The organism is Halarchaeum salinum, from assembly GCF_039520965.1.
GTDB classification, from domain to species: Archaea; Halobacteriota; Halobacteria; order Halobacteriales; family Halobacteriaceae; genus Halarchaeum; species Halarchaeum salinum.
In genome coordinates, this window is the sequence record NZ_BAAABL010000051.1 from 1 (window position 1) to 24,287 (window position 24,287).

The window sequence follows — 24,287 nt, forward strand, 5'->3', positions numbered from 1 at the left end:
GATCTCCCCCCGCGCAAACGCATCCCCCGCAGCACTAACCTCATCAAGCCCGATCTGCCCATTCCCATCGGAATCCCACTGCTCTACCGGCGACCTCGAACTGGAGTCCAACGACGATCCACTATCCGACGCCCCCGACGATCCCGACGAGCCAGTCGATCCCGAAGACTCCTTCGGCGAGGCCGTCGACTCAGACCCAGCAGAGGACGACGACGAACCGGAAGAGCGGCTCATCTACCCGAGCACCCCCGTCGACAGCATCCCCATCGGGATCGAGATCCCTGCTCCACCGCCGCCACCGCCAGTCGCGGAGAAACCGACGTAGCACGCGATGGCACCGAGGATGAACGCGCTCATGATGATGCCCGCCTGACCGAGCGGGCCCAGCGATGCGAAGCCCTGCTGTCCCTTCTTCGCGTTCTCCGCGACGCGGTGGAACTGCTGGGGGCGCACCTGGAACGGCGCGTTGTCGAGCGTGTCACGGAGGTCAACGACCTTCCGCGTTGGCAGGAGGGTCTCCCACTCCCCAACGACTGTCGTCTCGTCGTCCTCGACCACCGTCACGCCGCCGTCTGTCGCAGCATCGTCGCCGCTAACGAGCGCACGACGGATCGCGTCACCTGCACCGGCGAGGAGGTCCTTACTCGTCTCGCCCGCCTTGTACTTCGCGTAGTCGATGGACGCGAGGTCCTCCGCGTACGTCTTCCGCTTGATGCGGGCCTGACGACCGACCTCCGCACCGGCGACCGTCGAGAGACTGCCGAGGCCGTCGTACGCGACCGCGAGCGCCGACCCGCCGTAGAATCCACCGGGGTCTCCGCCGACGCCGGACGCGTCGTAGAACTCGCGGCCGTCGCTCGTCGGAACCCAGTAGCCGTTGTTGTCGCTGTCGTACGTCGCCGGCTTCAGCGTCCAAAGGCCGTCCTCGTCCTTGATCAGGATGAGCGTCTTCCCGAGGATTCGGGAGCCACGGCCGATGAGCCGACGGCCGAGTTTGTCCCGGATCGACCCGACCGGAATCTTGTCCCCCAGCATGATGAACATGATTCCGAGAATCGACAGGACGCCGATGATCGGCATCACCCGCTCCCAGAGGATCGTCAGGATGATCGTGAGCCAGCCAGCCATCAGACGTCACCTCCTGATGACCGGCCGACAGACCGCTTGATCCGTTCGATCCCGGCTTGGATTCGGCCGAAGAAGAGAATCGCGGCACCGCTGAGGATCCAGTACAGACTCCATAGGAGTTGTGGAGCTGTCGGATCCGGAAGGAGATACGCCGGAGCGCCCCCGATGAGGAGCATCGTAAGGCCGAGTGCCATTCTGATCAGGAACAGTTCCTTCTCCGTGGAATCGGTCTCTCGCATAGTTTACCCCACCAGTTTGCTGAGGAGGCCTTCCGAACCCTCGTCTCGCTCTTCGACGATCCGACGCTCCGACTGCTGTTCCGCGAGGAGCTTCTGCTGCCAGCCGTCGCGGGACCGCGTCGCTCGCGCGTACGCCGCGTCGCGCGTATCCCGCGCCTCGTGCAGTTCACTCGCGGAGAACGGCCACGGCTTCCCACCGAGGTCGACCTCTTCTCGTCGGGGACCCTGCCAGATCGATGTCTCCGGCGGTGCGCTGGCGAGCAGGAGGTCGAGGTTGATCTCGAGCTCGAAGCGACGGTACCAGAGCTCGTCCTCGTTCAGCTTCCCGAGGATATGGTCCTGGTTCAGCTCCGAGCCGAAGAGACGCTTCGCGTCCGTCGGCGCTCCCGACTCGTTGAGCGCCGAGAGGAGATCGCCCGTCGGATGACTATCGTAGTTCATCCCGCTCGACTGATGATCGAACGTCTGTGGCGACCAGTCGTTCCGGGTCTGTGCTCCGCTTTGTCGTTGTTTTGAGTCAGGCATCGTTAGTCATCGCTCCGTGGGTTCTCTCGCCCGCTCCGTGCGGGGTTGTCAATCTCGAAGACCTGTTCGACCGGGTGATCAGGGAGTGAGCCAATCGCCTCGAGGATCGTCATGGCGAGCATGAACAGCAGCCCGCCGAGTCCGAGCGCGAAGAGCCCGACCATCGACCGCGGCTCCCCTCCCGTTAGTGGCTCGACGGCGAACGAACTGATCGAGAACGCGGCGAAGAACACCATGCTCGCCGGCATCGTCGTCAGGGTCGCCCGCCGGTCGACGAGCGCGTATTTCGCGCACGCGAGCGCGCTAAACAGCAGGGCCAAGTACGCGAGCACGAGCATCGGAGACTACCTCCGACGCCCGCGACTGCCACCGAACCCGCCGACGAGGCCGAGAATAACACTCGCAACCAGGGTGATCACCGCGACGGCTCCGATAGAGAATGCCGAGCTGATCGTCCCGATGGAGCGGCGGGCGGTCTCAGGTTTGTGATCGAAACTATACGTGATGCTCGCGGTCCCGCCGTCCGAGACGTTCGTCGTCCCGTACCAGTAGACCGACTGATTCGACGGGTACCACTCGTAGTCAGTCCCTTCGCTAAGGGTCGTTCCACCGGCCGTGACCGTCTCGTTCTCGCGGTAGGCCGATCCGTACGTCTCGTCGACAGTCGTCGTGTTGCCGACGGCCATCGAGATCGACTCGTTCGAGACGGTCGACGTCGACGACGCCGGGATCGAGCCAAAGATGGAACTAACGACGAACAGACCGACGAGCAGCATCACCGCGAGTGTGACGACTTTGCTAAGTGACTGGTTCAGGTTTCTTCACCTCCATCGAAGAAGTGTCTAGTAGTCGGGTGGTTAGCGCCGGGCGCGACCGCGGCCACCGAAGCCGCCGACGAGACCGAGGATCACCGACGCCACGAGCACGATCACCGCGACCGCCCCCAACGTGAACGCCGACCCAGTCGTCGACGTCACCGTCGAGGTCGCGTTGGCTAGCTGGTTGTTCTCCGGCGTCGGCATCGTCGACGAGATCTGCGCAAAGATGTAGATCCCGATGATGAGTGTGACCGACGCGGAGACGATCCGCGTGAACGTCCCCTCAATGGCCGCATAGGCCACCGAGTCTTCGCCGAGCGTCTCGGCGAGTCCGAGCTCCTCGTCGACCTCCTCGAACTTCTTTTCGGCGTAGGTGTCGGCGACGTGCCGCTGCAGGTCCGCCATCGTCCGGAAGTCCTGCAGACTACCGTCGACTTTCTCGCGGAGTTCGTTCACGCCACCGGTGATCGCCGCCTGTCCGGCGGCGACGATCCCGGCCTGCTGCTCCGAGGAGAGGGAGTCGGTTTCTTCGACTTCGACCTCGAGGTCGTCGATCTGTTCTGCGTTGTGATCGCGCCGCCGGTTGAGCGTGGCGCGGGGGGATGGATGACCCTCCATGCACCCCCACTCTCCCTCCTGAGGCTTAGGTCGGGGAAATTAATCTGACGGCCAACCCACGGACTAAGCTTAAGGATACCCCCTTTTGCCGGTATCTCGATAATTGACTGTGATGTCACGAACCGGCTCGCGCCAGCACGGAGCGGCGGAGGACGTGCTCGGCGAGAAGGTGCACAGCGACACGAAGACCCGACAAGCACAGGCGAACGGTAACTCGACGAACTCCATCGAGGTCAACATCACTCAGTTCGCCGCGACCTTCCACGGGATTGAGAAGGGCGAGCTTCTGGAGATCGAGGTTCGAGAGCACGGCATCCTCATCCGGCCCTTCACTTTCGGAGGTGAGGACGATGCCTAGAGACGACGACGGGCCGACCGCGAGCGACCGGTTGATCATCGACGCCTACGAGCGCGCCGCGAAACACCGCGAGCGCGCCGAACTCGCCCCGTTCGTCCCCGACGCCACTCTCGACTCATCGGTCGCCGACGCCGAGTACTTCGCGAGCGTCATCGAGTACTACTCTCGCCTTGAGCCGCATCTTCCCGACCGCCCGCACTACTGGAGCGATATCGCGCTGATGCCCCGACCCGTCGGCTCTGACCGAAACAACGTCGTCGACGCACTCATGGACTACTACGGTCTCGACGCCGAGACCGCGCTCGACACGCTCAACGATCTCGAGCAGGGGCCCGAGTTCGCTCCCGAGCAGCCTGACGACGATGGGACGATGCACGGCCTCCGGTCGCTCCAAGCGTGGCGTTCGCGGACGACGACGCACGAGCAGGTCTACGAGGACGTGCTCGAAGGTAAGAGGGTTGTCTCGCGCGATCTTCCGCAGTTCCTCCCGCGGAAGCACACCCTCCGCGTGCACACCGTCCTCGACGAGGCCGCGAGTAAGCTCGGGTTCGGCCCCGAAGGCGACATCCCCGAAGAGTGGGAGAAGGATCCAGTCTGATCATGAGCGAAACCGAACACTACGCGCGGAGTCCGATTACGGGGGTTTGGTATCTCATTGACGACTACGAAGTAGTGGGCGAGAACGGTCGAATCCGCGCTAAGGGAAAGACCGAGGTGGACGTCGAGGACGTCCCCGAGGAGCAGCGTCGACGCGTTGAGGACCGTTCGGCCGACGCGGACGCCGAACGGGGTGAGTCCGACTCATGAGCGGAACAAAACAGCGAACAGCGTGCCCTGACTGCGAGGGGAGCGGATACGAACTCGTCCACGCAGGCGTCGTTGAGTGTGACACCTGTGGCGGGCGTGGGACCGTTGCGGACGGCAAACGAGGTGACAACGAGTGATCCGGGTCCTATCAGGCGGGACGGGGTATCTCTTGTTCTTGGGTGGAGCATGGGGCGGCTTCTTCTCCGTAGCCGAACTCGTCTTCGCGCCTGAAGGCCTCGATCGCTTCCTCTGGTTCTTCGTGAGCCTGGTCGCCGCGAGCGTAGTCTTCCTTGCAGTCCCACGCACAGAACGGAGGGCCGACGAGTGAGCCAGATCGAACGACCGACCGCCGACCAGATCCCGGACCCAGTCCGGAACTCCGCGATCCTCCGGAAGGTCATCTGGCGGCGTGTCCACGAGTGGAACCAGAACTTCATGGGTGTCGTCGTCGGCGAGACTGGGAAAGGGAAGAGCTATGCCTCACTCCGCCTCGCCGAGGCACTCGACCCGCACTTCTCCATCGACGACGTCGCCTTCACCCTCGAGGAGTTCTTCACCCTCGTCGAAGAGGACCGTCCCGAGGGCTCGGTCATCGTCCTCGACGAGGCCGGCGTCGGTGCGAGTCATCGTGATTGGTACGATGACGCCCATCAGCACCTCAACTACGTCCTCCAGACGTGGCGGCATCAGAACCGGATCGCCCTTCTCACGCTCCCGGAGCTGGACAAGCTCGACCCGGTCGCCCGCTCCCGACTCCACGGCTACTTCGAGATGGTCCGCATCAACCACGACGAGCAGTGGAGCCGGGCACAGTACAAGAACATCAAGACGAACCCTCGCACCGGCGAGAACTACTTCAGGTATCCCAGATTGCGCTGGGATGGCACGAAGCGGAAGTACAAGGGCCTCACCTTCGGTCTCCCATCCGACGAGATCCGTGAGCAGTACGAGCCAGCCAAGAAAGAGTTCACCGACTCGCTGAACGAGGGAGCCCGCGAGTCCGTCACACCCGAAGAGGAGGAAGACGACTACGCTCCACGGGAAGTCGTCGACGAAGTCGAGCAGCGCGACGCGCTCGACGCCTACCTCGAGGACTCGCCCGGCGGCCAGTACATCAACCGCGACCTCCTGAAGGTGGACTACGGGCTCACCGAGAACGAGAGTAAGACAGTCAAGAGCCTGCTCAAGCGGAGGTTCGATCTCGATGTTATGTGAGTGTGCTATGCCATGTCGGAAGGGGACCCTCCCCCTCCCCCCCTATTGGTCAGATAGTATTACGCGTGTTAGAATACGCGGCGGGAAGCCGTCGCAACGATGGCATTACCATGATACCGGGGTTGCACCCACGGCGAAGCGCAGCGCGCGCGGAGGTCGACCAGCGTGAGCGCTCACTTAAAACTCGACGACGTTCACAGCGCAATCGAGAACGGAGCCAGGACGAAGAACGAGATCGCGGAGCACGTCGGGAAGTCGCCGTCGAACACGAACCGCAAGCTGAAGCAGTGGGTCGAGAACGACGACGTCCGACTCGACCGGCAGTGGAACCACGGCGACGGCGGCGGCTACGTCTACACGATCCCAGCCGAGGACGCCGTCGACGACGTCGAGGACCTGCCGATACTCGGCTCGCGCGACTACGACTGGGATCGGTTCGTTCCGAGCGAGGACGACGTCGCGGACTACCAACAGGCCGACCAGGAGCTTGACGAGATCGAGGCCGTCCTGGAGGCGCGCGAGACCACCGGCCAGCTCCCACGCTTCCAGATCACCGGCCCGACCGGCTGCGGGAAGACGACGCTCGCCGAGTTCGTCGCGGCCGACCGCGGCGCGCCCATGATCACGATCCAATGCAACTACGCGCTCCGCGGTGCCGAGTTGCTCGGCACGCCCCAGATCGTCGGCGGCGACGTCATGTGGGTGGACGGTCCGCTCACCCGCGCGCTCCTCGCCTCGAGGGACCGCGAGGTCGTCGTCCTGATCGACGAGGTCACGCGCGCGACCGCGCGGAGCAAAGGAACGCTGTTCCCCGCGCTCGATCACCGCGCCGAGGTGAAGATCAAGCCCCGCGGCAACGAGGTCGTCTCCGGCCGCGCCGAGGACCTGATCACGGTGGCGACGATGAACGAAGGGAGCGAGTACGAGACCGAGAGTTTGGACGCTGCCGAGGAGCGCCGGCTCGGTCTGAAGTGGGAGCTCCCGTACCTCGGTCAGCACTCGCCTGATCTCGAGGCGGAGCTCGTCGCTGGCAAGACACCGATGGACACGGCGGACGCACGCGTCTTGGTCGACGCTGCGAACGTTGTTCGAGACGCCGCTGAAGATGAGTCCGAACCGCGGATCACGCGAGGGGTCCCCACCCCCGGCGTGATATCGTGGGCGCAGACCGCGAGCGCGTTCGACGCGCGCGGCCTCGACGATCCCGTCGGTCGGGCGATGCAGTCCGCCATCGTGAAGCCCGTCTACGGCGAGGCTGCCGGCGACGTCGCCGGGAAGCTCCACTCCGCGCTGAAACAGGCAGAGCATGAACTTGTGGTCAGGAACGACGAGGTGTCGGTATGATCAGCTTCTTCGATGTCGGAGGCATCATACTGGTGTCCTCACCTCTTTGGCTTCGAGCGGCGAATGAGGTCGGGTGTCGAACGATCCATCGGGCCATCACGATCTGCCCGCACTGTGGGTTCCTCGACGTTATTGAGTCAGAGCGTCCCGAGGTATTCCGCTGATGAACCGATCTAGTCACGGCTTCTTCCTCGGGTTTGCGAACGCGCTGCTGCTCGTCGCTGGCCTCATTTTGATGGCACAGACCGTAACGTGGCTCACTATACAACCCCACGGCATCGCGGGATACGTTGCGCTCATGACGGTTCCACGATTTTCGCTACTCGATCTCGTCGAAGCTGTCGGAGCACTCATGACTATCTTCGCTATCGGAGTTACAACACGGTACTTCGGAGGCAGACTGTGACCGAAGTCGGTGACGTCATCGCCGCCGTCCCTGCCGGCTACATCGACGAGGCCGACGTCTCGTTCACCACCAGCTCCCTCACGATCTCCGGTGTTCTCTCCGATATCCGCGAGACCGACGGCCGCCGCGCCCTGGTCGTCGACAACGACGGCACGGAGTACCATCTCGCCGCGCGCGAGCGCGTCGCGGGCGACGGCCTCCGTGAGTGGGTGCCCGAGCCAGTGAAGACGAGCGCAAGCGTCGAACTCGGCGACCTCCGCTCCATCGAGGTCGAGCCGCCCGACGATGAAGAAGAAGAGGAGGGCGCTGCCGCCGACCCCGGCCACGGTGAAGACCTCGATCCTGACGACCTCTCCGGCGAGATCTCCGAGGTCGGCGGCAAGCATCGCGGCGGCAAGGCAACGACTCGACTCGCCGACCGACGGAGTGCACGCAACGCGCGCGCGGAGAACTACACCGGTGGCGCTCCGGCGAGCGACATCCGCGATGCGCTTCGAGCTGGCGGGACGGCAACCGAAGTCGTCCGCGAGTTCAAGCGCCTCGTCGCCGAGGAGATCCGCGTCATCGATCGCGTCGGCGAGCGCCCCGACATCCCGAACGTGATCCGATTCCTTGCGGGAGATAACACCGTCTTCGACGATCTCTGGTCACGCTCCGAACGGCGGGACACCGGCGACCGCGTCGTCGGCATCGCGCTCGACATGAGCGGATCGATGAAGAACGCTGAGACAGAGGCGAAGGCCGCAGTCGGCGCGCTCGCCCTCGCCGCGAGCGCTGTCGACGACGACATCGTCATCACCGCGTTCCCACAGGGGAAGCGACAGAGTGCGCTCGTCACCGGGCCGTATGAGTCGTGGCGTTGGCCGCACCTCGATGCGACGAGACCCAGTGGCGGGACGCCGATGCTCCCCGCAGTCCGCGACGTCGCGCGGCTGATGCGACCGCTGCAGGGCCGCGACCGAGTCGTATTCGTGATCACCGACGGCCGCCCGAGCAAGTCCGAAGACGTCGCCGAACTCGTCGACGACCTCCGCGTCGCCGGGACGGCAGTCGTCGGATTCGGGTTCGGTCGCGTCAGCGAGTCGACGCTCAAGGAGCTCTTCAGTCACGACGGCTACCGGCACGTCGACGTCGACGAACTCCCGCGCGCACTCGTCGCCGCGTACCTCGGACAGATGCAACTCGACGCATCACTCGATCGACGCTAAAGAAGACAGAAGGGTTACGCTGCGTCTGCGGGTGTCTCCGACCGTCTCTCCTCTGCCCACTGGCTGATGTAGGTGAGCGTGTTCTGCAGGAGGATGGCGACTGCGCCACCGAGTGCCATCATCGCCGCCGGGATCGACGCGGGCGGCTGGACGATCACGTTCGCGATCACTCCGAACGCGAGGAACCCGAGGAGTAGTGCGATGCCGATTCGACCTTCGACGACGTCGGATGCTGTGAGTACCATAGTTAGTTCGATGGGCGTGCCCCGTGCGCGACGAGCGCCTCGCCGACCTGGAGGGAGCCGAGGACGATGAGCGCGAGCGTCGAGAGGATAACCCCGACTGAGTCGCGCGCGAGCAGCACCGCGACGATCCAGCCCGCGATCAGAGCGCCGGTCGTGACCACGGCCTGCTCGACGATCCGGTCGAGATCGTCGTCCTCGCTGTCGCCAAGGAGTCGGTCACCGAACCGGTCCGCGAGCCGCCGCGCGAGCACGTCGACGATCCTCGGTGGTGTCAGGAACTCCTCGCGCGTGCGTGCTCCCGCGAGGAACCGCGAGATCATCCACCCCGCGGCGACGCCGACGACTACCACGAACGCCAGCGAGATCGGTCCCGGCGAGGTCGCCGCAGACGCGCCGGTCGGTTCGACCCCCATCCTGCCAGAGACTTACGCGTAAGCGTCCATAAAGCGGCCAGAATAAGGTTATCAGTCTCTCGGCGTCCGAAGATCGCGTTCGACCTCGTGGACGACCTCGAAGTGGCTCGTCGAGAGGACGTCGGCGAGCTCCTCGGTCATATCGGGATGCTCGCTCGCGCGTTCGAGCGCGGTCTCGATCTGTCTCGAGAAGTCGAGTGCTGCGACGACCGCCCCCGACTTCGTGCTCTCGTCGAAGCGGTCCATCGCGTCCTCGAGGAGATCCTCGCGGTGAGCCTTGTCTCCGCTCGTGTCCATCCGGAAGCTCTTGGCCATACTCGATTTTGAACATCCACCTCCTAAACCGTACCTTAGCGAGTGACTGACTCGGGTGGCACTTATGAAGGGGTATCGGAGCGTGCCTCAGAAGTGGGATCGGCCCGCGCCATCACGATGGATCGGCCTCGATTTTGAACACGGTCTCGCTCGGCGAGTGTTCAAATCGAGGATCCCCTCCGTTTCCACTGCGCGACCCCTCGCTCTCACACCAAAACCCGGTTCGCGCTACTTCGATGCGTGCGACTGGTACGTGTTCCAGCAGCGCCGGCAGACGCGCGCCCCGATCGAGTCGACCCACCGCGTCTCTCGGTTCCCGCAGAGACAACGCCCCGCCGTGTCCGCTGTTGCAGTCATGCCCCAACCGTCCACGAGTCTCGCACTCGCCCGTGAGAGCCGTGGACCTTGATCGTGTCACCGGGACCCGCCCGCGATCGGGCCGCCGAGATCGCGTTCCCCTGCGTCCGATGCGAGCTCGTCTTTCGTCCGTTCGCTTCGACCTTCCAGTCGTACCGTTCAGACGATGCGGTTGGCATGACGTTGTACCGCGTCATGTCACGAGACAGACCGCGAGACGCCTAATCCCTACACGATTAAGCTTATGCAGCCCTCCCTCTCGACTTCCCATCAGTCTCCGAACTTTATTTACGAACCCGCCGAACTCGTCGTCATGATCACAGACGCGCGGGCGCTCCAACCTGAGTTCGTTCCGGGGGAGTTGCATCATCGGGAGGGCGAAGTAGATGCTCTGACCACGTCACTCGACGCAATCGTCGACGGCGAGAGTGGCCGTCACAGCTTCATCTTCGGCCCCAGCGGGACGGGCAAGACCGTCCTTGCACAGTACGCCGTGAACCTCCTCGAGCGCGAAGCCTTCGACGTCGCTACGGCGTACGTCAACTGCATCACGAACTCAACGCCGACCTCGATGCTCTACGAACTCACTACGAGCGCTGGGCTCGCCGCCGACCTCCGCCGACAAGGCCACGGCCCGGCTCGCTTCGTCGACCGAATCAAGGACGCCGACCGGCAGGTCGTCGCCATCCTCGACGAGGTCGACATCCTAACCGAGTACCGCGTTCTCGCATCTCTCGCGGACATCCCGAACCTCACGCTCCTCATGGTCTGCGTCGACGAACATGCTCTTTTCTCCGCGTTTGAGGAACCCATTCGCTCGCGCTTCAGCTCACACCGAACGATCACTCTCACACGCTACTCGACGGTCGAGCTCACCTCGATCCTGAAGGGGCGCGTTCGGCACGGCCTCGAGTCCGGCGTGATCCACGACGAGCAGATCGAGTACATCGCGGACCTCGCCGCCGGCGACGCGCGGGCCGCCATCGCGATCCTCCGCTCCGCAGTCGAGTCGATTCGCGCCGGCGATGCTGAGGCTCCTATTTCCGTCGATCTGATCGACGCCTCGCAGGAGGACGCGCGCGAAGACATTCGCCGGCGGAAGATTCGAGAGCTCGATACTGAGAAGCGACTTCTCTACGATATCGTTCTCGAGAACCCCGAGATCTCGGCCGGCGACCTCCGCGAGAAGTACGAGAGCAGATCGGTGAACCACGTCGCGGACTCGACCCGACGCCGCTATCTGAACCGCCTCGAGGAGTACGACCTCATCGAAGGTGTCGGGAGGGGGCGCGGGAAGCGGTATCAGGCGTTGTAGTCAGGTCGGTTCCTCTTCGGTTGACTCCGCCGCTCCCTCCGCTCCCTGTTTGTAGCCCTTCCAGCCATACCAGACGCCGAGGATCACGATGACGACGCCCGCCGAGACCCACTGGCCCTGAAGAGCTGTCCCCGCGAAGGCCAGAACGAGGAGTGCGCGAATCACCGATCCGATTGACACCATAGGCGCAGTCTCGAAGCGTGCGAGTATAGCGTTTGGCCCGGTTCGTCAGTTGTAGTCAGGAAATGTAGCCGCGGAACGGGATCGTCGTGCTGTCCGGGTCTCGATATCGGATGATGAGGTAAGGGGCCAGTAGGATAACCCCCTGTACAAGAGAAACGATATTTAGCGAGAGTACTCCAGAGAGGGTGAGTACCACGCCGAAAACAAAGATGTACGCCATTATCCATCGGAGTATCGTTCCAGCCCAACGCTCGAAGAACCACTCCTGTGTCGCCATAGCGGATTATCGGATTGGCTCAGTATAGCGTTTGGGACGGTTACGGCCGGAATACGGACTTGAGCCGATCAAGGAGGCTTTCGTCTCCGTTATCCGGAACACGGGCGAGACGTTCGACTACGTCACCTCGGATTGAGGGATGCGCACGAAGATACTCCGAGAGCACCCACCAGGATCCCGTTTCCTCGTACTTGAACAACGCGGCAACACCGAGATCGTCCGCGATATGCTTTCCGCGAGCAAGCGCGGCGACCTGCGAATCCTCCCATCCGCCGTCGATATCGGCCTCGGACATCGCGTAGACGTGGTATCCACCGTCGCTCTGCTCGATAACGACACCGTTCGTCTCAATCTCAGCGAACCGTTCGCGACAGTCCTCGCAGTACTGGTAGTCGCCTTCTGCGGGGAGATCGGTGAACGTCCCGCATCGTACGCACTCGCCCATACTCCTCACTCTCTGTCGGCGGTTATCAGATTTGGGACCAACCTCAAAGTCCCATATAATATTTTCTAACCGCTACGTTTCCGCTATGCCGATCCCAGCCGTCTACTGTGAGTATTCGGCCGCCTCAGACGATACGGCGGTTTTCCGCTATGCTCCGCTGTTCGCTTATGGGTTAATCGGTCGTGCCTTTGACGCGTATGTCCACTGACCCCCTGCGCGACGACATCGGTAGATCGGGATCAGGCCGCGGCCGCCACCTCACGCAGAAGGTACCGAACCCGAGTGAGGACGGGGACGAGCGCGCCACGATCACCGTGCGCGACGACCTGGAGCCGACGCGCATCGAGATCGGGACGCCGACGCGATGCTGGACGTTCGAGATCGACCAGCGGACCGCGCGCCTCGTCGACGGCGACGACGTCCCCGACTGGATGTCCCATCTGCTCGCGCACTTCGGGATCGAGGAGGTTCAAAAATGACCGACACCACTCGTGCCGGAAAGCGTAGAGGGTGGTTAGCTTTGGTCGTCGTCCTGCTCGCGAGCTGGCGTGATACCGAACCAGCTGTAGAACCGGCGCAGCATCGGCCCACCCTTCTGACCACGCTGAGGTTTGAGTTCTCGACCGGTCTTTTCGGACTTGACCATCTCACTCTGTGGTACGCCCTGAAACACAATAAACTACCGGCACCGAAGTCCCAGAGCTATCGAGTTTTTTCCGAGATCAAGAGGGACAGGGCAAGTAGCGATAGAATCGCTGTTACAACCCCAGCGGCAGCTATGGAAGAGAATCCGAAGACACTCTGTAGGACGACAGTCCCAGAGGAAATCGCAAGAAGGGCGACCCCAAGGAATAGCGAGAACTGCGTTACGTCCAGATATCGACGATTCCGATTTTCCTCCTCTTCCAGCTCCTGTGTCCACTCATCGTATCCATCCAGCAACTTCTCTACCCACTCCTTCTCAGTGTATCCTCCATCTCGGACATCCTCACGGTATGACCGGCCGATCCCGTACGGAACGTCTGAAACGACGTATGTACCGATCCCAGCGAACACGGTTGTAAGGAGCGAGAAGACACCAAGAACACCGAATGATAGCGCGTATCTCCCGACGTTAGTCGCTGCATCCGGTCCGGCGATCCCGAGTGCAGAAACGATGAAGCCAACTACGATCACGGCAGTGCGGACCGACCGCATCGCCTTATCGTCTATTTCATCGAAGAGATCAATTTGGTGGTCCATCACCCGCCGAGACTCCTTCAGCGTGAGCCGAAGCGCCTCGATATCGGGCTCTTCAGAATCTACTGTCTCAGGATCAGACTCGTCTTCACTCATCCGTCCGTCTCCTCGTCGTCCTCAAGGTCCTCGTTCGGTAGATCCCCACGAAGCCACGCCCGCCCGCGGTCAGAGAGACGATAGAGTGCGGCATCCTCGTCGTGGTACTCAACGAGGTTGTGTTGGCGAAGAACCATCAGATGATCCCGAACTGTCTGCCGACCCCAATCGAGGTTCGCTGAGATCACCCGAGGCGTTAGAACGAGTTCCCCACAGTCGTCGTTCTTCAGCTGCTCGAGGATGTCCCGATCTACTGGAGTCATCCACGAAGCAAGCTGTGGTTGCATCGTTTAGCCAGTCAGCAGTGCCTCACATTACTATTTTCATAGCCCAAGTTAGAGATACAAAAGCAACTCTTAGAAAGACAATTCTGTCGGCAAAGACTAAGTGCAAGGGAGACAGTTCTGTCGTTAACGAAGGCTTACTGCGGACCCGTCGCTCCTCGATGGGTCCATCTCGAAAACGATGCGGACCCCGCTGCTGGAGACAGCGGGTCCGCGTGGGCCTTCGTGAGATAGGCACGAAAGCCATGTACGACGACGATTCGCGGGGCCTTGAACGCCCCGAACGAGACGGCAAGAACCGCGCGGTCCTGAACGAGTGTCACTGCGACATCTGCGACAGAGACTTCGACGACGTCCGCAAACTCGCGGACCACGACTGCGACGACGAGGGCGGCGTGTCCGTGCTCGTGGCCGACGGGGGCGAACCGAACGAGGAGTACGAGCCCGAGCAGGCGACGCTCCGCGAGAACGAGACGAGCGACGAAACCCACGCGAGCCGGAACGCGGCCCAGCTGGCGATGGGCGACCGGGAGCGCCATCAGCCCGAACTCCCGCGGCGCTATGCGGTTAGCGGCGAGGGGTCGCAGCGGAACGTGAACATCGCCGCGCCGGTGCTCGACATCCTCGGCGCGCACGCGGGCGACGAGGTCGTCGTCGAGCGGAACGACGACGGCGAGGTAGTGCTCGATGTCGAGGAGGACCGGCAGAAGCGGCTGATCCCGGACGGCGGAGAGAGCGAGGCGGCGCGGCTCGCCGAGGACGCTGTCCGCGATCTCGAACGGTCGACGGAGACGGTCGAGCGCGCCCGTGGCTACGCGCGACGTGCGGAACTCGAGCATCCGATTAACCGCTCCCCGCGCGCCGTCGCCGCCGCGAGCGTCTACCTCGCGGCGATGATGAATGGCGAGAAGGCAACGCAAGCCGCGGTGAGCGGCGCTGTCGGAGTCAATCCGCAGACGCTCCGCGACGCTCTCGGAGAGATCAGCGAGGCCGAGGAAGAGTTTCAGGTTGGAACGGGTTCGGGAAAGTCGCACGAAGAGCCCGCCGAGCCAGCCGGGATGATCGACGCGATCCGGGGGTGGTTCGCGTGAGCGAGCGCGAGATTCGGGTCTGTCCGGTCTGTCGGTGCGCTGACTTCGAGACCGCCCGCGGTGGATTCGGCTCCCGAGAAACGCCCACCCGTCACTCGTGCAACTGCTGTGGCGAGCGCTTCGACGAGCCCGCGACGAGACCCCCGAAACGCGACGGAGGCCTCCGCGGAGACAGTCTCGCGGCTGCGCTCGACGACGCGGACCCGGACGATCTCGTCACCGATGGTGGTCGAGACGTGGAGTCTTCGAGCGCAACGAAACTCTGCGAGGACTGCGAGGAGCGGCCGGTCTTGACGGACCTCAACCGGTGTGTTGAGTGTTTGGACGACGCGCTCCCGGACACGGTCAACCTCCCGGACGATACGCGCGACCGCTGGGAGCGTGATGTCGTTGCGGAGACCGAACGGGGTGAAGGAGGCGATGCTCGGTGAGTGAGGACCCGAGCGCGGCGGACGTTCTCGAACGGATCGACGAGCTTGAGGCACGCCTCGATCCCGAGGAGGACCTCGAGCCGATGTCTCCGGAGGCGGCCCGCGAAGAGTGGCTCGCACGCCTCGACGATCGGTCCGACTCGACGATCCGATCCTACCGGGACCGGACGGTGCACTTCATTCGGTTCTGCGAGACGTACGACATCGAGAACCTGAACGACCTGACGACACGCCACATGAAGGCCTACGAGTCGGCCCGAATCTCGGACGGCCTCGACGTGAGCACGCGGAAGAACGAGTGGGGAACGCTCCAGCGTTTCCTCGAGTACTGCGAGGAGCTCGACGCCGTCTCCTCGGACGTGCCGGACGCGGTTGACGTCCCGAGCCCGACGAAGGAGGAGCGTATCAACACGGAGAAGCTCCCGATTGAGCGCGCGGAGACCATCCTCAAGAACCTGAAGCGCTACCGCTACGCGACCCGCGAGCACGTCACCTTCCTGCTCTTCTGGCGGACGACGATGCGCCTCGGAGCGCTCCACGGCCTTGACGTTGAGGACGTCTATCTCGAAGAGGACGATCTCGACCGGCTTCTCCGACACTACGAGGAGGAAGGATACGCGCCGAGCGTCGTCGAGAAGATGCTCGACCGTGCGGAGACGCCGTTCGTCTTCCCGCGGAGCCGACCCGAAACGGGGACGCGACTGAAGAACGGCCGCGAGGGCGAGCGCGTGATCAACCTCGCCGACGAGGTCGGCGAGATCGTCGCCGACTATCTGCGAGTGAACCGCGCAGACGTTGAGGACGAGTACGGACGCGCGCCGCTGCTCTCCTCTCAGAAGGGTGACGGTCGGCTCTCGAAGTCGGCGATCAGGAACTGGATGTACGTACTCACGCAGCCATGCGAGTTCGGCGACGAGTGCCCACACGACCGCGACCCGGAGACGTGCGAGGCGCGCGAGCACGGCTACGGGAACAAGTGCCCGTCCGCACGCAGCCCGCACAAGATTCGGACGGGGTCGTTCACCTGGCACCGTGACCGCGGCTGGCCACGTCGCGACCTGGAGGCGAAAGCGAACACGACCGAGATCGACGTCTACGATCAACCCGAGCACCTGACCCGCGCCGCCGGACGCCGTGATCTGCTCGACCGACTCGACGAGGACAACGAATGACACCCGACACGATACCGACGCGACTCGCCGCCGAATCGCCACGGAGTGAAGCGCACACCTCAGCGGTCCCACTCTCACTTTCGACGCTTCTACACAAGTAGCCGTAGAAGCGCCAAACCCACATTTTTCGTAGTCTACGGCTTGTGGCTTTCAGCGTGGTCGTCACAGGTTCACCGCCGACGAGCGACTGTCTACCGACGTCCGACTCGCTGGTCGCTATTCACTACCACAGTCGAACAAACGCCGATAGCGGAACAAGTGACCAGCGAGATTTGCTACCAGCGAACACGCAGTACACGGTCCGGAGCGCAATCCCATGCCACTCCCGGAGTCTCACCGTATTGGTCCGTGTCGGCTCTACGATCTACTTGAACGTTGGGCGACTTATAGGTTACTGCCCGATTAGTCAGTATCCGTCTACACTCTATGGTATATAATAATTAGTTAATTATGGCGTATCCATGATGGAAAACGACTCCGAGACGGCGCTGTCGCGGCGACACTATCTGACGGCGGCGGGCGCGACGGGTGTCGCGGCGCTGGCGGGGTGTGCGAACGGCGGGAGCGGCGACGGGAGCGACGGTGACGGCGGCAGCGGGGGATCGAACACCCTGGAGATCCTGCACGGCTGGACGGGCGGAGACGGCGCAGCGGCGTTCCAGAGCATGCTGGGGGGTTCAAGGAGGCGTACCCGGACGTCACGGTCAACGACAAGGCGATCGGCGGCGGCGGGAACACGAGCCTGAACACGCGCATCAACGTCCGGCTCGGGAACGACAACCCGTCGAGTTCCTGGGCCGATTGGCCGGCGAGGCCGACCCCGGCCCGATCGCCGACGCCTTCAAGACGATCAACGCGTACAGCGACTACTTCAATTCGGACGCCGGTACCGTCGGCTGGCAGGAGGCCAATAGCGCGCTGATCAACGGGAACGCGGCGTTCTTCCACCAGGGCGACTGGGCGGCCGGCATGTACGCCGGCACCGAGGACTTCGAGTACGGCACCGACTGGGATCATGTCACCTTCCCTGGGACGGACGGGCTCTACTCGATCAACATGGACTCGTGGGTGTACCCGTCGAACAACCCCTCGCCGGAAGCGTCGAAGAAGTGGCTCACCTACGTCGGCACCAAGGACGCACAGGTCCGCTTCAACACTCACAAGGGCTCGATCCCGCCGCGCAGCGACGTCCCCATGGACGAGTTCAGCGAGTTCCAGACCAACCAGTACAGCGACTTCCAGGAGTCGAGCGCCCAGCCCCCGAGCACCGGCCACGGACTGGCCACGACGCCGGAAGTGCTGAGCAACCTCAAGACCGCCGTCAGCCAGAACTACTCCGAATTTACCGATTCGGCGGCCGAGAAGACCGCACAGGCCTTCGTCGACGCCTTCGATAACTGAGCGGTGAAGCTCGCCTCCGGCGAGTACGCGTCGCTCGTTCTTCGCGTCCTTAGTCGTCGCGTTTAACTGCAGGGTTCGTCGACCACCGGGCGCTGTCTCTCCTCCCTGCTCGCGGGTTCGCCGCTCGCTGAGGAAGGGGGCTTAGCGCCCTTAGTTACAGCCAATTCCACGGTGTTCATGGAAGTGACCAGGTGACATCCTCCCCGCCGTAAACGGCGGGATTTTAGCGCCTGTTCCTCCAGATAAGAACGCCACAGGTCACCCGACCCGTGTAGTAGGTTAACCTTGGCCTAGTCGGTATATTCACTGAGACGGGCAATTTTCGGGCGTAAGCGCTCAGAAACGCTCCGCTACACTATTCAACCCGTATCTGAACAGCGCCACTGGGTGCGGGAGTGGCTTTTTACGCGGCCACGGTGAACGGTCACGGTATGCCCGGCCGCGTTGAGTACGAACCCGCGAGCGTGAAGGACCTCCTCGCGGAGATGAAGGACACCGCCGAACTCCTCATCGACCTCTCCTACTCCGCCGTCCTCCACGGGAGTCCGGCCATCGCCGAGGAGGTCCTCGAACTCGAAGAGCGCATGGACGTCCTCCAGTTGCGCGCTCGAATGAGCCTCCTAATGGCGGCGCGCAACCCCGAGGACGCGGAGACGCTCGCGCCCGTCCTCGGGATCATCGGCGCAGCCGAGAAGGTCTCGGACGCCAGCGGCGACATCGCGAAGGTCGTCCTCGAGGAGGTCGGCGTCCCGGACGCCATCCGCGGCGCGCTCCCCGAGGCCGTCGAGCGCCTCGTGCGCGCCGAACTCGCCCCCGACTCCGACTATGCGGGCCGGACGCTCGCCGACATCAACCTCGAAACCGAGACGGGTGTGCGCGTCATCGCCGTCCGGCGCGGCGGCGACTGGATCCCGAACCCCGACGCGGAGACGACGCTCGAGGCCGACGACGTCCTCCTCCTTCGCGGCCCCGAGGAGTCCGTCGGCGGCGTCTCTGAGACCGCGAGCGGGGAGCCGTACACCCCGAGCGAGCCCGTCGATCCCGACATCGCCGACCTCGAACGCGCCGTCGACTCGCTCGTGTTGATGAAGAACATGAGCGAGCTCGCCGTCGATCTCGCCTACGGCAGCGTCCTCTTCAATAGCGACGATATCGCCGAGGAGGTCGTCGAACTCGAAGCCGAAGTTGATGCGCTCAAAGCCCGCTTCGAGGCGTGGACCCTCCGCGCCGCCGCGGACGTCGAGGACCCGGTCTCGCTGCGCGGGCTCGTCCAGATCGCCAATGCCACCGAGGTCATCAGCGACGCCGCCGTCGAGATCTCCGAGGGCGTCCTCCGCGGCCTCGACACGCACGTCGTCGTGCGCGAGGCCGTCGAGGAGTCCGACGAGGTCATCGTCCGCGTCCAAGTCACTGAGCGCGGCGACCTCGACGGGACGACGCTCGGCGATGCCGACGTGAAGACCGAGACGGGGATGCGCGTTATCGCCGTGCGACGCCCCGACGGGGAGGCCGACGCCGCCGACGGCCTCGACACCGGGGGCGACGACGCGTGGGTCATCCAGCCCGGCCCTGACACCGCACTCCACGCCGGCGACGTCCTGCTCACGAAGGGCACCCGCGCCGGCGCGGAGCGGTTGCGGGCGCTGGCGGGCGAGGACAGGGGGTAAGAACAGCCTCGCCGCCGAGCGACCGCGGGGCGCGCCAAAGGCGCGGCAAACGGTCGAGGCGTCCCGTTCCGGGACACTCAATACGCGCCACCGACCCCCATTAGATAATGACGAGTCTCGGCACGGCGAGCGCGGCCCCCGGCGAGATCGACACGGGGCGGCTCACGGTCGGTGAGACGCGCGACGGGACGACGATCGGCCTCCCGGTCGCCGTGATCAACGGCGAGTACGACGGCGACACCCTCTACGTGCAGGCGGCGAGCGACGGCGACGAGTTGAACGGCGTCGGCGTCGTCTCGCGCTTCGTCCCGCAACTCGATCCGGCGGAACTCTCGGGGACGATCCTCGTGACGGGGATCGCGAACGTCCACGCCTTTCAGGTGGCGGAACACAGAAACCCCATCGACGACACGAAGCTGAACCGTGCGTATCCGGGCGACGATCGTGGGTCGTCGTCGGAGCGGATCGCGCACGCGACCTTCGAGGCCGCGACCTGCGCGGACATGGTAATCGACCTCCATCAGGGCTCGACGTCGCGGATGATCAACGAGGTTCGGGTGCGCTGTGGTCGCCACCACCGACTCCACCGGAAGTGTCTCGAGCTGGCGAAGGTCTTCGACTGCGGCCACATCCTCGACCAGAAGGGCCCGGAGGGCCAACTCGCGCGTGCCGCGCCCGACGAGGGCGTCCCGACGATCGACCCCGAACTCGGCGGCTGCGTCGGCTGGGACGAGGAGTCGATCGAGTACGGCGTTACGGGACTGTTCAACGTCCTACGCCACTACGGCTACCTCGACGGCGACCACCAGCCGGAACCGCAGACGCGCGCGCACGCCTTCGATCGCTACGGCGCGCCGTCGGGCGGTCTCGTAGACTACGCGGTCGAGCTCGGTGAGGAGGTGTCTCGTGGCGAGACGCTCTTTCGCGTTATCGACTCCTTCGGACAGGTGAAAGCCGAAATCAGCGCGGACAACGACGGCATCTTCTGGCGCTCGCGCCGCCTCCCCCAGGTCGCGACGGGCGAGTACGTCTGCTCGGTCGGCACGACGATCGACACGTACTGACGGCCGTACGCCGTCGATCGCGGGCCTGCAAAACGAGAGCGTGAACGCGATTAGCGAACCGTTTCGACGTCGACGAACGCGTCGTCCGCGGCGGTGAGCCATGTGGTCACGAGCGTCTCCTCGTCGGCGTCGGCGGGGTAGACGGTGCATTCGACGCCGTCGTCGTGCTCCTCAACGCGGCACGCGAGGTCGAACTCCGGCCACGTCTCGGTCTCCCGCGGGAGTCGGAGATCGGCGCTCGAAGCGGCGTCCGCGACGCACCCGCGGGTCATCGAGCCACCTCCCGATTCGCCGCCGACACGGTAGTATCGGATCGCATCGGTCACCCGGACGCAGTTGCGCGCGACATATATAGCCGTCCATCCACAGCGAAATTAAAACCGAAACCATTCACATACGGGTGAAAGACCGGCCACCAGGGCTATATGTGGTGTTCGGAGTCGACCGTCGTCGGCTACCGTTCGGGATGCGTCGGGGCGTCCCAGGACCCGCGGACGAGCGGGCGCGCGACGTGGCGGCGCGCGCGCGGTGGCACCTCGTACCACCCGACGTCGAGGGCACGCTCGATCGGCGTCGCGACCTTTCCCGGGGCGCTCGTCTCGCAGTCCCGACACCGATACCCCTGGTCCGCGCCCGCCGACTCCATCGTGCGCTCGCACTCGGGGCAGATCGGCGTCGTCCGCTCCGTCGTCACCCGCTCTCGCAGGGCGAACTTCTCCAGTTTCAGCGTGCCCTCGCTCACCTCCCCGCAGACCGTCACCGCGTCGCCGACGTGGAGGTCGCGCACCCGGTCGCGAAAGCGCTTCGTCGGCTCGAACGCTGTACACGGGACCTGTGCCGTATCGTCCTCGATTTCGAGGAAGACGTGGCCGCCCCGCCGCGTCTCTGGCGGTGTGGCGACCGTCCCGTCCACCCGGTATGCTCGCCCGTCAGCGAGTATGTCGAGCGACGCCGCCTCGCGCAGGTGGATGTCCGTCCCCTGGTTCGTTACGAACGTCCGCGCAGCCGCCGTCGCTTCGCCGTCGATCCCGTCCGCGACGGCGCGACAGGCGTCGGGGTCGTCGCCGCGGATCCCATAGAGGATCGGCCCCGGCGTGTGCGGGACGCAGACCGTCTCGCCCGCCCCGCGATCGACCGTGTCCCACACCGTCGGGTACGCGGCGTCCGCGGCCGCGAACACCGACTCGGGATCGACGGCGCGCTCCGTTCCCCAGCGCGATTTCTCGCGGTACGCGATGTGTTCGTAGGTCCAGTCGTCGAACGCGCGCCACGCGCCGACCGCGGCAAGCGCGCCGATTCGCCCCCGACCATTCTTCCACCCCGTTGAGCGATAGCTGTGGGCGTCGCAGAGCGCCACTGCGTCCGCGACGGTGTGGTGGTCGCGCACCGCGTCCCACGCGAAGTCGACGACTGCGTCTGGAACCGCGGCGGGGTCCCCAGGTGCACCGGGCGCGGCCACGAGGCCGGGGTTCGTCCGCTCATCAACCACCTCGGCGGCCTCGTCGATGGCCTCGCGTGCGGCGTCGAACGCCTCGTCAACGGTCGCGTCCGTGTGGATTGCGAGCGCCGCGTTCCCCCGCGTCTTGTGTTCGACTGCGGGATTCAGCCGGACGAGGAGGACGCGCGCGACGCCGTAGCCCCGCGATTCGAGACCCGCCGCCACCCGATGGGCGACGAACGTCGTGCACATCCCGCGCGTCCGCGAGTCCGTGTCGTCGATACCGACCGTCGTCACGCCCCCTCATACCCGCCGTACCTACCTACGGCTTTCGGGATTCGGCTCCCGCCGGCACAATACATATATGTGCATACTGGCTTAGGGACCGATATGTCCCGGTCGGCACTCATCGAGAACGTTACCGCGATGCTGGAGGACGCGGGGTTCGCGGTGAGCGACCGGTGCGTCATCCGCCCGAAGAGCTTCGACGTCGCCGCCCGCCGCGGCGACGACCTGGTCTTCCTCAAGATCCTCGGGAACGTCGACGCGCTCGACGCCCCGACGGGTGCGGAGATGCGCCGGCTCGGCCACTACCTCCACGGCACCCCGATGGTCGTCGGGCTCCGCACCCGCGACGAGGAGCTCGAACGCGGTGTCGTCTACTTCCGCCACGGCGTCCCCGTCATCAGCCCCGACACCGCCCTCGACTTCTTCGTCGAGGGCGTTCCGCCGCTCGTCTACGCCGCCCCCGGCGGCCTGTACGTCAACATCGACGGCGACATCCTCGCGGACGAACGCGAGGAACGCGGCTGGAGCCTCGGTCGCCTCGCAACCGAGCTCGGCGTCTCCCGACGCACCGTCTCGAAGTACGAGGACGGCATGAACGCCAGTATCGACGTCGCCGTCAAACTCGAGGACGCCTTCGGCGACGCCCTCACCAGCCCCGTCGACGTCCTCGACGGTGCGGACGAGGTCCGCGACGCCGAGCCCACCCCGGATGACCCCGAAGCCGACCCCGAGGACGAACCCATCGTCGCCGTCCTCACCCGCGCCGGCTTCGACGTCCACCCGACTGTTCGCGCCCCGTTCAACGCCGTCGGTGAGGACACCAACCGCCCCGAGGGGCTCCTCACCGGCCACTCCTCGCTCACCGACGCTGCCGTCAAACGCGCGCGCATCATGGCCAGCGTCGGCCGCATCACTCGCACGCGCGCCGTCTACTTCGTCGATGAGTCCAACCAGGAGTCCATCGGCGGCACCGCCATCATCGAGCGCGCAGAACTCGAGCGGATCGACGACCCCGACACCTTCCGCGACCTCCTCAAGGAGCGCGGCGACGACACGGAGACCGAGGCGTAATCGGCACTTGCCCGCGTAGCTGGCCGTCTCCGCACCCGCACAGGGCCGCCTCCACACCCTTCTTCCGTCGGGAGCGCCTTTCCCCCTCCATGAGCGACCTCGAACTGTACAAGCTCCCCGGCTGTCCGTACTGCGCGAAAGTCGAGTCGACGCTCGACGAACTCGGTCTCGACTACGTGGAACACGAAGTGCCGCGCTCGCACGGCCAGCGCGACGAGGTGAAAGCAGTCAGCGGGCAGACCGGTGTTCCCGTACTCGTCGACCCCGAAAACGACGTCGCGGGGATGCCCGAGAGCGACGACATCGTGGAGTACCTCGAGGAGCACTACGCCTGAACCGTTTGCTGCGCTCGGGCGCGCGGAGCGTGCCCAGCGCTGGCAAAAGCTTCACCAAAATCGCAGCGCACTCCCGTCGCGCCCCTCCGGAGCGTGGTGGTCGCGCTCGGGCTTCGCGCCTCCGGCGCGAGTGAACCGCGCGACCACCGGGTCTTGACGGACCGCTCGTCGCGCAGACGCTACCCGCGTGGATCGTTCGGTACAGACGTGATACCGACCTCGCGCAATCACTCCAGAACAGCTTGTAGACGATGTATGCGAACAGTAGAACCGCGATAGAGAGTATCGACGTTAGTTGAGCTGAACCGCCGAACGCGAATGGGAGCAGACTGTTACAAACGACGGCGGTGACTATCTGCTTTGTCGCGTCCGTTCCTCACGTAAACCGAACGGCCGTTTCACGACGAACAGCGACGAACCGAACCACGCGGGCTAGCGTCCGGCGCGTAGCGCCGGGCCGAGGAGGGTGCGAAGCACCCGACGACGGCTTTTGG

34 protein-coding genes are annotated in these 24,287 nt (G+C 64.5%); 17 read left to right on the top strand and 17 right to left on the bottom strand.

The window, feature by feature from the left end:
• Positions 1-234 precede the first annotated feature (234 nt).
• The 6 genes from ABDZ36_RS09020 to ABDZ36_RS09045 all read right to left on the bottom strand — a co-directional run bounded on the left by ABDZ36_RS09020 (position 235) and on the right by ABDZ36_RS09045 (position 3,328).
• Positions 235-1,128: a hypothetical protein gene (locus tag ABDZ36_RS09020; RefSeq protein WP_211313090.1), complete on the bottom strand. Its 894-nt coding sequence runs from the start codon at positions 1,126-1,128 to the stop codon at positions 235-237.
• The gene (locus ABDZ36_RS09025; RefSeq protein WP_211313089.1) at positions 1,128-1,367 is read right to left on the bottom strand and encodes a hypothetical protein; all 240 of its coding nucleotides are present in this window, start codon (positions 1,365-1,367) and stop codon (positions 1,128-1,130) included. The genes ABDZ36_RS09020 and ABDZ36_RS09025 overlap by 1 nt, the downstream gene beginning before the upstream one ends.
• 3 nt (positions 1,368-1,370) lie before the next feature.
• Positions 1,371-1,892, bottom strand: a complete 522-nt coding sequence (locus ABDZ36_RS09030; RefSeq protein WP_211313088.1) for a hypothetical protein — start codon at positions 1,890-1,892, stop codon at positions 1,371-1,373.
• A gap of 2 nt (positions 1,893-1,894) precedes the next feature.
• The gene (locus tag ABDZ36_RS09035; protein WP_211313087.1) at positions 1,895-2,230 is read right to left on the bottom strand and encodes a hypothetical protein; all 336 of its coding nucleotides are present in this window, start codon (positions 2,228-2,230) and stop codon (positions 1,895-1,897) included.
• Positions 2,231-2,236: 6 nt separating this feature from the next.
• On the bottom strand, positions 2,237-2,668 hold the full coding sequence (locus ABDZ36_RS09040) for a hypothetical protein (RefSeq protein ID WP_211313086.1): 432 nt from the start codon (positions 2,666-2,668) through the stop codon (positions 2,237-2,239).
• Positions 2,669-2,749: 81 nt separating this feature from the next.
• On the bottom strand, positions 2,750-3,328 hold the full coding sequence (locus ABDZ36_RS09045; protein WP_211313085.1) for a hypothetical protein: 579 nt from the start codon (positions 3,326-3,328) through the stop codon (positions 2,750-2,752).
• A 112-nt stretch (positions 3,329-3,440) separates the two neighbouring features.
• Here ABDZ36_RS09045 and ABDZ36_RS09050 point away from each other — a divergent pair, with 112 nt between their 5' ends.
• The 6 genes from ABDZ36_RS09050 (at position 3,441) to ABDZ36_RS09075 (ending at position 8,666) form a co-directional block, all read left to right on the top strand.
• On the top strand, positions 3,441-3,686 hold the full coding sequence (locus ABDZ36_RS09050; RefSeq protein WP_211313084.1) for an AbrB/MazE/SpoVT family DNA-binding domain-containing protein: 246 nt from the start codon (positions 3,441-3,443) through the stop codon (positions 3,684-3,686).
• Entirely contained in the window at positions 3,679-4,284 is a 606-nt protein-coding gene (locus ABDZ36_RS09055) for a hypothetical protein (RefSeq protein ID WP_211313083.1), read from the top strand. Before ABDZ36_RS09050 ends, ABDZ36_RS09055 begins: the two co-directional genes overlap by 8 nt.
• Before the next feature lie 2 nt (positions 4,285-4,286).
• Positions 4,287-4,493 carry a hypothetical protein gene (locus ABDZ36_RS09060; RefSeq protein ID WP_211313082.1) on the top strand — a complete coding sequence of 69 codons (207 nt, stop codon included), beginning with the start codon at positions 4,287-4,289 and terminating at the stop codon, positions 4,491-4,493.
• A gap of 324 nt (positions 4,494-4,817) precedes the next feature.
• Positions 4,818-5,708, top strand: coding sequence for a hypothetical protein (locus ABDZ36_RS09065; protein WP_211313080.1), 891 nt, complete (start codon positions 4,818-4,820; stop codon positions 5,706-5,708).
• Between the two features lie 165 nt (positions 5,709-5,873).
• Entirely contained in the window at positions 5,874-7,052 is a 1,179-nt protein-coding gene (locus ABDZ36_RS09070; RefSeq protein WP_211313079.1) for an AAA family ATPase, read from the top strand.
• A 402-nt stretch (positions 7,053-7,454) separates the two neighbouring features.
• Positions 7,455-8,666 carry a VWA domain-containing protein gene (locus ABDZ36_RS09075; RefSeq protein WP_211313078.1) on the top strand — a complete coding sequence of 404 codons (1,212 nt, stop codon included), beginning with the start codon at positions 7,455-7,457 and terminating at the stop codon, positions 8,664-8,666.
• Positions 8,667-8,680: 14 nt separating this feature from the next.
• On the opposite strand, the gene ABDZ36_RS09080 is transcribed toward ABDZ36_RS09075, so the two are convergent.
• The 4 genes from ABDZ36_RS09080 to ABDZ36_RS09095 form a co-directional block, all read right to left on the bottom strand.
• Positions 8,681-8,911, bottom strand: a complete 231-nt coding sequence (locus ABDZ36_RS09080) for a hypothetical protein (RefSeq protein WP_211313077.1) — start codon at positions 8,909-8,911, stop codon at positions 8,681-8,683.
• A gap of 2 nt (positions 8,912-8,913) precedes the next feature.
• Positions 8,914-9,324 carry a hypothetical protein gene (locus tag ABDZ36_RS09085; RefSeq protein ID WP_211313076.1) on the bottom strand — a complete coding sequence of 137 codons (411 nt, stop codon included), beginning with the start codon at positions 9,322-9,324 and terminating at the stop codon, positions 8,914-8,916.
• A gap of 51 nt (positions 9,325-9,375) precedes the next feature.
• The gene (locus tag ABDZ36_RS09090; RefSeq protein WP_343749286.1) at positions 9,376-9,639 is read right to left on the bottom strand and encodes a DUF7692 domain-containing protein; all 264 of its coding nucleotides are present in this window, start codon (positions 9,637-9,639) and stop codon (positions 9,376-9,378) included.
• Between the two features lie 353 nt (positions 9,640-9,992).
• Positions 9,993-10,193 carry a DUF2188 domain-containing protein gene (locus ABDZ36_RS09095; protein ID WP_211313075.1) on the bottom strand — a complete coding sequence of 67 codons (201 nt, stop codon included), beginning with the start codon at positions 10,191-10,193 and terminating at the stop codon, positions 9,993-9,995.
• Between the two features lie 116 nt (positions 10,194-10,309).
• On the opposite strand from ABDZ36_RS09095, the gene ABDZ36_RS09100 reads away from it, so the two are divergent.
• On the top strand, positions 10,310-11,311 hold the full coding sequence (locus tag ABDZ36_RS09100; RefSeq protein WP_211313074.1) for a Cdc6/Cdc18 family protein: 1,002 nt from the start codon (positions 10,310-10,312) through the stop codon (positions 11,309-11,311).
• On the opposite strand, the gene ABDZ36_RS09105 is transcribed toward ABDZ36_RS09100, so the two are convergent.
• From ABDZ36_RS09105 to ABDZ36_RS09115, 3 genes are read right to left on the bottom strand one after another with little or no spacing between them, the layout of a single operon-like run.
• Positions 11,312-11,494, bottom strand: a complete 183-nt coding sequence (locus ABDZ36_RS09105) for a hypothetical protein (protein WP_211313073.1) — start codon at positions 11,492-11,494, stop codon at positions 11,312-11,314.
• A 55-nt stretch (positions 11,495-11,549) separates the two neighbouring features.
• The gene (locus ABDZ36_RS09110; protein ID WP_211313072.1) at positions 11,550-11,771 is read right to left on the bottom strand and encodes a hypothetical protein; all 222 of its coding nucleotides are present in this window, start codon (positions 11,769-11,771) and stop codon (positions 11,550-11,552) included.
• A 40-nt stretch (positions 11,772-11,811) separates the two neighbouring features.
• Positions 11,812-12,216 carry a hypothetical protein gene (locus tag ABDZ36_RS09115; RefSeq protein WP_211313071.1) on the bottom strand — a complete coding sequence of 135 codons (405 nt, stop codon included), beginning with the start codon at positions 12,214-12,216 and terminating at the stop codon, positions 11,812-11,814.
• A gap of 197 nt (positions 12,217-12,413) precedes the next feature.
• On the opposite strand from ABDZ36_RS09115, the gene ABDZ36_RS09120 reads away from it, so the two are divergent.
• The gene (locus ABDZ36_RS09120) at positions 12,414-12,695 is read left to right on the top strand and encodes a hypothetical protein (protein WP_211313070.1); all 282 of its coding nucleotides are present in this window, start codon (positions 12,414-12,416) and stop codon (positions 12,693-12,695) included.
• Between the two features lie 223 nt (positions 12,696-12,918).
• On the opposite strand, the gene ABDZ36_RS09125 is transcribed toward ABDZ36_RS09120, so the two are convergent.
• Both ABDZ36_RS09125 and ABDZ36_RS09130 read right to left on the bottom strand, forming a co-directional pair.
• Entirely contained in the window at positions 12,919-13,551 is a 633-nt protein-coding gene (locus ABDZ36_RS09125; RefSeq protein WP_211313069.1) for a hypothetical protein, read from the bottom strand.
• A complete protein-coding gene (locus tag ABDZ36_RS09130; protein WP_343749287.1) occupies positions 13,548-13,814 on the bottom strand; it encodes an ArsR family transcriptional regulator in 267 nt (88 codons plus the stop codon). The genes ABDZ36_RS09125 and ABDZ36_RS09130 overlap by 4 nt, the downstream gene beginning before the upstream one ends.
• 266 nt (positions 13,815-14,080) lie before the next feature.
• On the opposite strand from ABDZ36_RS09130, the gene ABDZ36_RS09135 reads away from it, so the two are divergent.
• The 7 genes from ABDZ36_RS09135 (at position 14,081) to ABDZ36_RS09165 (ending at position 20,661) form a co-directional block, all read left to right on the top strand.
• Positions 14,081-14,926, top strand: a complete 846-nt coding sequence (locus ABDZ36_RS09135) for a transcription initiation factor IIB family protein (protein ID WP_211313067.1) — start codon at positions 14,081-14,083, stop codon at positions 14,924-14,926.
• Positions 14,923-15,357, top strand: a complete 435-nt coding sequence (locus ABDZ36_RS09140; protein ID WP_211313066.1) for a hypothetical protein — start codon at positions 14,923-14,925, stop codon at positions 15,355-15,357. Before ABDZ36_RS09135 ends, ABDZ36_RS09140 begins: the two co-directional genes overlap by 4 nt.
• Positions 15,354-16,529, top strand: a complete 1,176-nt coding sequence (locus ABDZ36_RS09145) for a tyrosine-type recombinase/integrase (protein WP_211313065.1) — start codon at positions 15,354-15,356, stop codon at positions 16,527-16,529. The genes ABDZ36_RS09140 and ABDZ36_RS09145 overlap by 4 nt, the downstream gene beginning before the upstream one ends.
• 464 nt (positions 16,530-16,993) lie before the next feature.
• Positions 16,994-17,275 carry a hypothetical protein gene (locus ABDZ36_RS09150; RefSeq protein ID WP_343749288.1) on the top strand — a complete coding sequence of 94 codons (282 nt, stop codon included), beginning with the start codon at positions 16,994-16,996 and terminating at the stop codon, positions 17,273-17,275.
• Positions 17,276-17,330: 55 nt separating this feature from the next.
• Entirely contained in the window at positions 17,331-17,930 is a 600-nt protein-coding gene (locus tag ABDZ36_RS09155) for an extracellular solute-binding protein (RefSeq protein WP_343749289.1), read from the top strand.
• A 431-nt stretch (positions 17,931-18,361) separates the two neighbouring features.
• Entirely contained in the window at positions 18,362-19,597 is a 1,236-nt protein-coding gene (locus ABDZ36_RS09160; protein ID WP_211313064.1) for a potassium channel family protein, read from the top strand.
• Positions 19,598-19,704: 107 nt separating this feature from the next.
• The gene (locus ABDZ36_RS09165) at positions 19,705-20,661 is read left to right on the top strand and encodes a succinylglutamate desuccinylase/aspartoacylase family protein (RefSeq protein WP_211313063.1); all 957 of its coding nucleotides are present in this window, start codon (positions 19,705-19,707) and stop codon (positions 20,659-20,661) included.
• A 50-nt stretch (positions 20,662-20,711) separates the two neighbouring features.
• Here the strand turns inward: ABDZ36_RS09165 and ABDZ36_RS09170 are convergent, their stop codons facing one another.
• Both ABDZ36_RS09170 and ABDZ36_RS09175 read right to left on the bottom strand, forming a co-directional pair.
• On the bottom strand, positions 20,712-20,933 hold the full coding sequence (locus ABDZ36_RS09170; RefSeq protein ID WP_211313094.1) for a DUF7511 domain-containing protein: 222 nt from the start codon (positions 20,931-20,933) through the stop codon (positions 20,712-20,714).
• A 182-nt stretch (positions 20,934-21,115) separates the two neighbouring features.
• Positions 21,116-22,396, bottom strand: a complete 1,281-nt coding sequence (locus ABDZ36_RS09175) for a TiaS agmantine-binding domain-containing protein (RefSeq protein ID WP_211313062.1) — start codon at positions 22,394-22,396, stop codon at positions 21,116-21,118.
• Between the two features lie 93 nt (positions 22,397-22,489).
• On the opposite strand from ABDZ36_RS09175, the gene ABDZ36_RS09180 reads away from it, so the two are divergent.
• Together ABDZ36_RS09180 and ABDZ36_RS09185 are read left to right on the top strand one after the other, a co-directional pair.
• Positions 22,490-23,458 (top strand): transcriptional regulator, encoded by a 969-nt coding sequence (locus ABDZ36_RS09180; RefSeq protein WP_211313061.1) that lies wholly within the window; start codon positions 22,490-22,492, stop codon positions 23,456-23,458.
• A gap of 89 nt (positions 23,459-23,547) precedes the next feature.
• Positions 23,548-23,793, top strand: coding sequence for a glutaredoxin family protein (locus ABDZ36_RS09185; RefSeq protein ID WP_211313060.1), 246 nt, complete (start codon positions 23,548-23,550; stop codon positions 23,791-23,793).
• Positions 23,794-24,287 lie beyond the last annotated feature (494 nt).

Bases quoted from the DNA above. Each gene is read 5' to 3' on its own strand.
- ABDZ36_RS09020 (WP_211313090.1), bottom strand. From the start codon at position 1,128: ATGGCTGGCTGGCTCACGATCATCCTGACGATCCTCTGGGAGCGGGTG.
- ABDZ36_RS09025 (WP_211313089.1), bottom strand. From the start codon at position 1,367: ATGCGAGAGACCGATTCCACGGAGAAGGAACTGTTCCTGATCAGAATG.
- ABDZ36_RS09030 (WP_211313088.1), bottom strand. From the start codon at position 1,892: ATGCCTGACTCAAAACAACGACAAAGCGGAGCACAGACCCGGAACGAC.
- ABDZ36_RS09035 (WP_211313087.1), bottom strand. From the start codon at position 2,230: ATGCTCGTGCTCGCGTACTTGGCCCTGCTGTTTAGCGCGCTCGCGTGC.
- ABDZ36_RS09040 (WP_211313086.1), bottom strand. From the start codon at position 2,668: ATGCTGCTCGTCGGTCTGTTCGTCGTTAGTTCCATCTTTGGCTCGATC.
- ABDZ36_RS09045 (WP_211313085.1), bottom strand. From the start codon at position 3,328: ATGGAGGGTCATCCATCCCCCCGCGCCACGCTCAACCGGCGGCGCGAT.
- ABDZ36_RS09050 (WP_211313084.1), top strand. From the start codon at position 3,441: ATGTCACGAACCGGCTCGCGCCAGCACGGAGCGGCGGAGGACGTGCTC.
- ABDZ36_RS09055 (WP_211313083.1), top strand. From the start codon at position 3,679: ATGCCTAGAGACGACGACGGGCCGACCGCGAGCGACCGGTTGATCATC.
- ABDZ36_RS09060 (WP_211313082.1), top strand. From the start codon at position 4,287: ATGAGCGAAACCGAACACTACGCGCGGAGTCCGATTACGGGGGTTTGG.
- ABDZ36_RS09080 (WP_211313077.1), bottom strand. From the start codon at position 8,911: ATGGTACTCACAGCATCCGACGTCGTCGAAGGTCGAATCGGCATCGCA.
- ABDZ36_RS09085 (WP_211313076.1), bottom strand. From the start codon at position 9,324: ATGGGGGTCGAACCGACCGGCGCGTCTGCGGCGACCTCGCCGGGACCG.
- ABDZ36_RS09090 (WP_343749286.1), bottom strand. From the start codon at position 9,639: ATGGCCAAGAGCTTCCGGATGGACACGAGCGGAGACAAGGCTCACCGC.
- ABDZ36_RS09095 (WP_211313075.1), bottom strand. From the start codon at position 10,193: ATGACGCGGTACAACGTCATGCCAACCGCATCGTCTGAACGGTACGAC.
- ABDZ36_RS09100 (WP_211313074.1), top strand. From the start codon at position 10,310: ATGATCACAGACGCGCGGGCGCTCCAACCTGAGTTCGTTCCGGGGGAG.
- ABDZ36_RS09105 (WP_211313073.1), bottom strand. From the start codon at position 11,494: ATGGTGTCAATCGGATCGGTGATTCGCGCACTCCTCGTTCTGGCCTTC.
- ABDZ36_RS09110 (WP_211313072.1), bottom strand. From the start codon at position 11,771: ATGGCGACACAGGAGTGGTTCTTCGAGCGTTGGGCTGGAACGATACTC.
- ABDZ36_RS09115 (WP_211313071.1), bottom strand. From the start codon at position 12,216: ATGGGCGAGTGCGTACGATGCGGGACGTTCACCGATCTCCCCGCAGAA.
- ABDZ36_RS09120 (WP_211313070.1), top strand. From the start codon at position 12,414: ATGTCCACTGACCCCCTGCGCGACGACATCGGTAGATCGGGATCAGGC.
- ABDZ36_RS09125 (WP_211313069.1), bottom strand. From the start codon at position 13,551: ATGAGTGAAGACGAGTCTGATCCTGAGACAGTAGATTCTGAAGAGCCC.
- ABDZ36_RS09130 (WP_343749287.1), bottom strand. From the start codon at position 13,814: ATGACTCCAGTAGATCGGGACATCCTCGAGCAGCTGAAGAACGACGAC.
- ABDZ36_RS09135 (WP_211313067.1), top strand. From the start codon at position 14,081: ATGTACGACGACGATTCGCGGGGCCTTGAACGCCCCGAACGAGACGGC.
- ABDZ36_RS09150 (WP_343749288.1), top strand. From the start codon at position 16,994: ATGGAAAACGACTCCGAGACGGCGCTGTCGCGGCGACACTATCTGACG.
- ABDZ36_RS09160 (WP_211313064.1), top strand. From the start codon at position 18,362: ATGCCCGGCCGCGTTGAGTACGAACCCGCGAGCGTGAAGGACCTCCTC.
- ABDZ36_RS09165 (WP_211313063.1), top strand. From the start codon at position 19,705: ATGACGAGTCTCGGCACGGCGAGCGCGGCCCCCGGCGAGATCGACACG.
- ABDZ36_RS09170 (WP_211313094.1), bottom strand. From the start codon at position 20,933: ATGACCCGCGGGTGCGTCGCGGACGCCGCTTCGAGCGCCGATCTCCGA.
- ABDZ36_RS09180 (WP_211313061.1), top strand. From the start codon at position 22,490: ATGTCCCGGTCGGCACTCATCGAGAACGTTACCGCGATGCTGGAGGAC.
- ABDZ36_RS09185 (WP_211313060.1), top strand. From the start codon at position 23,548: ATGAGCGACCTCGAACTGTACAAGCTCCCCGGCTGTCCGTACTGCGCG.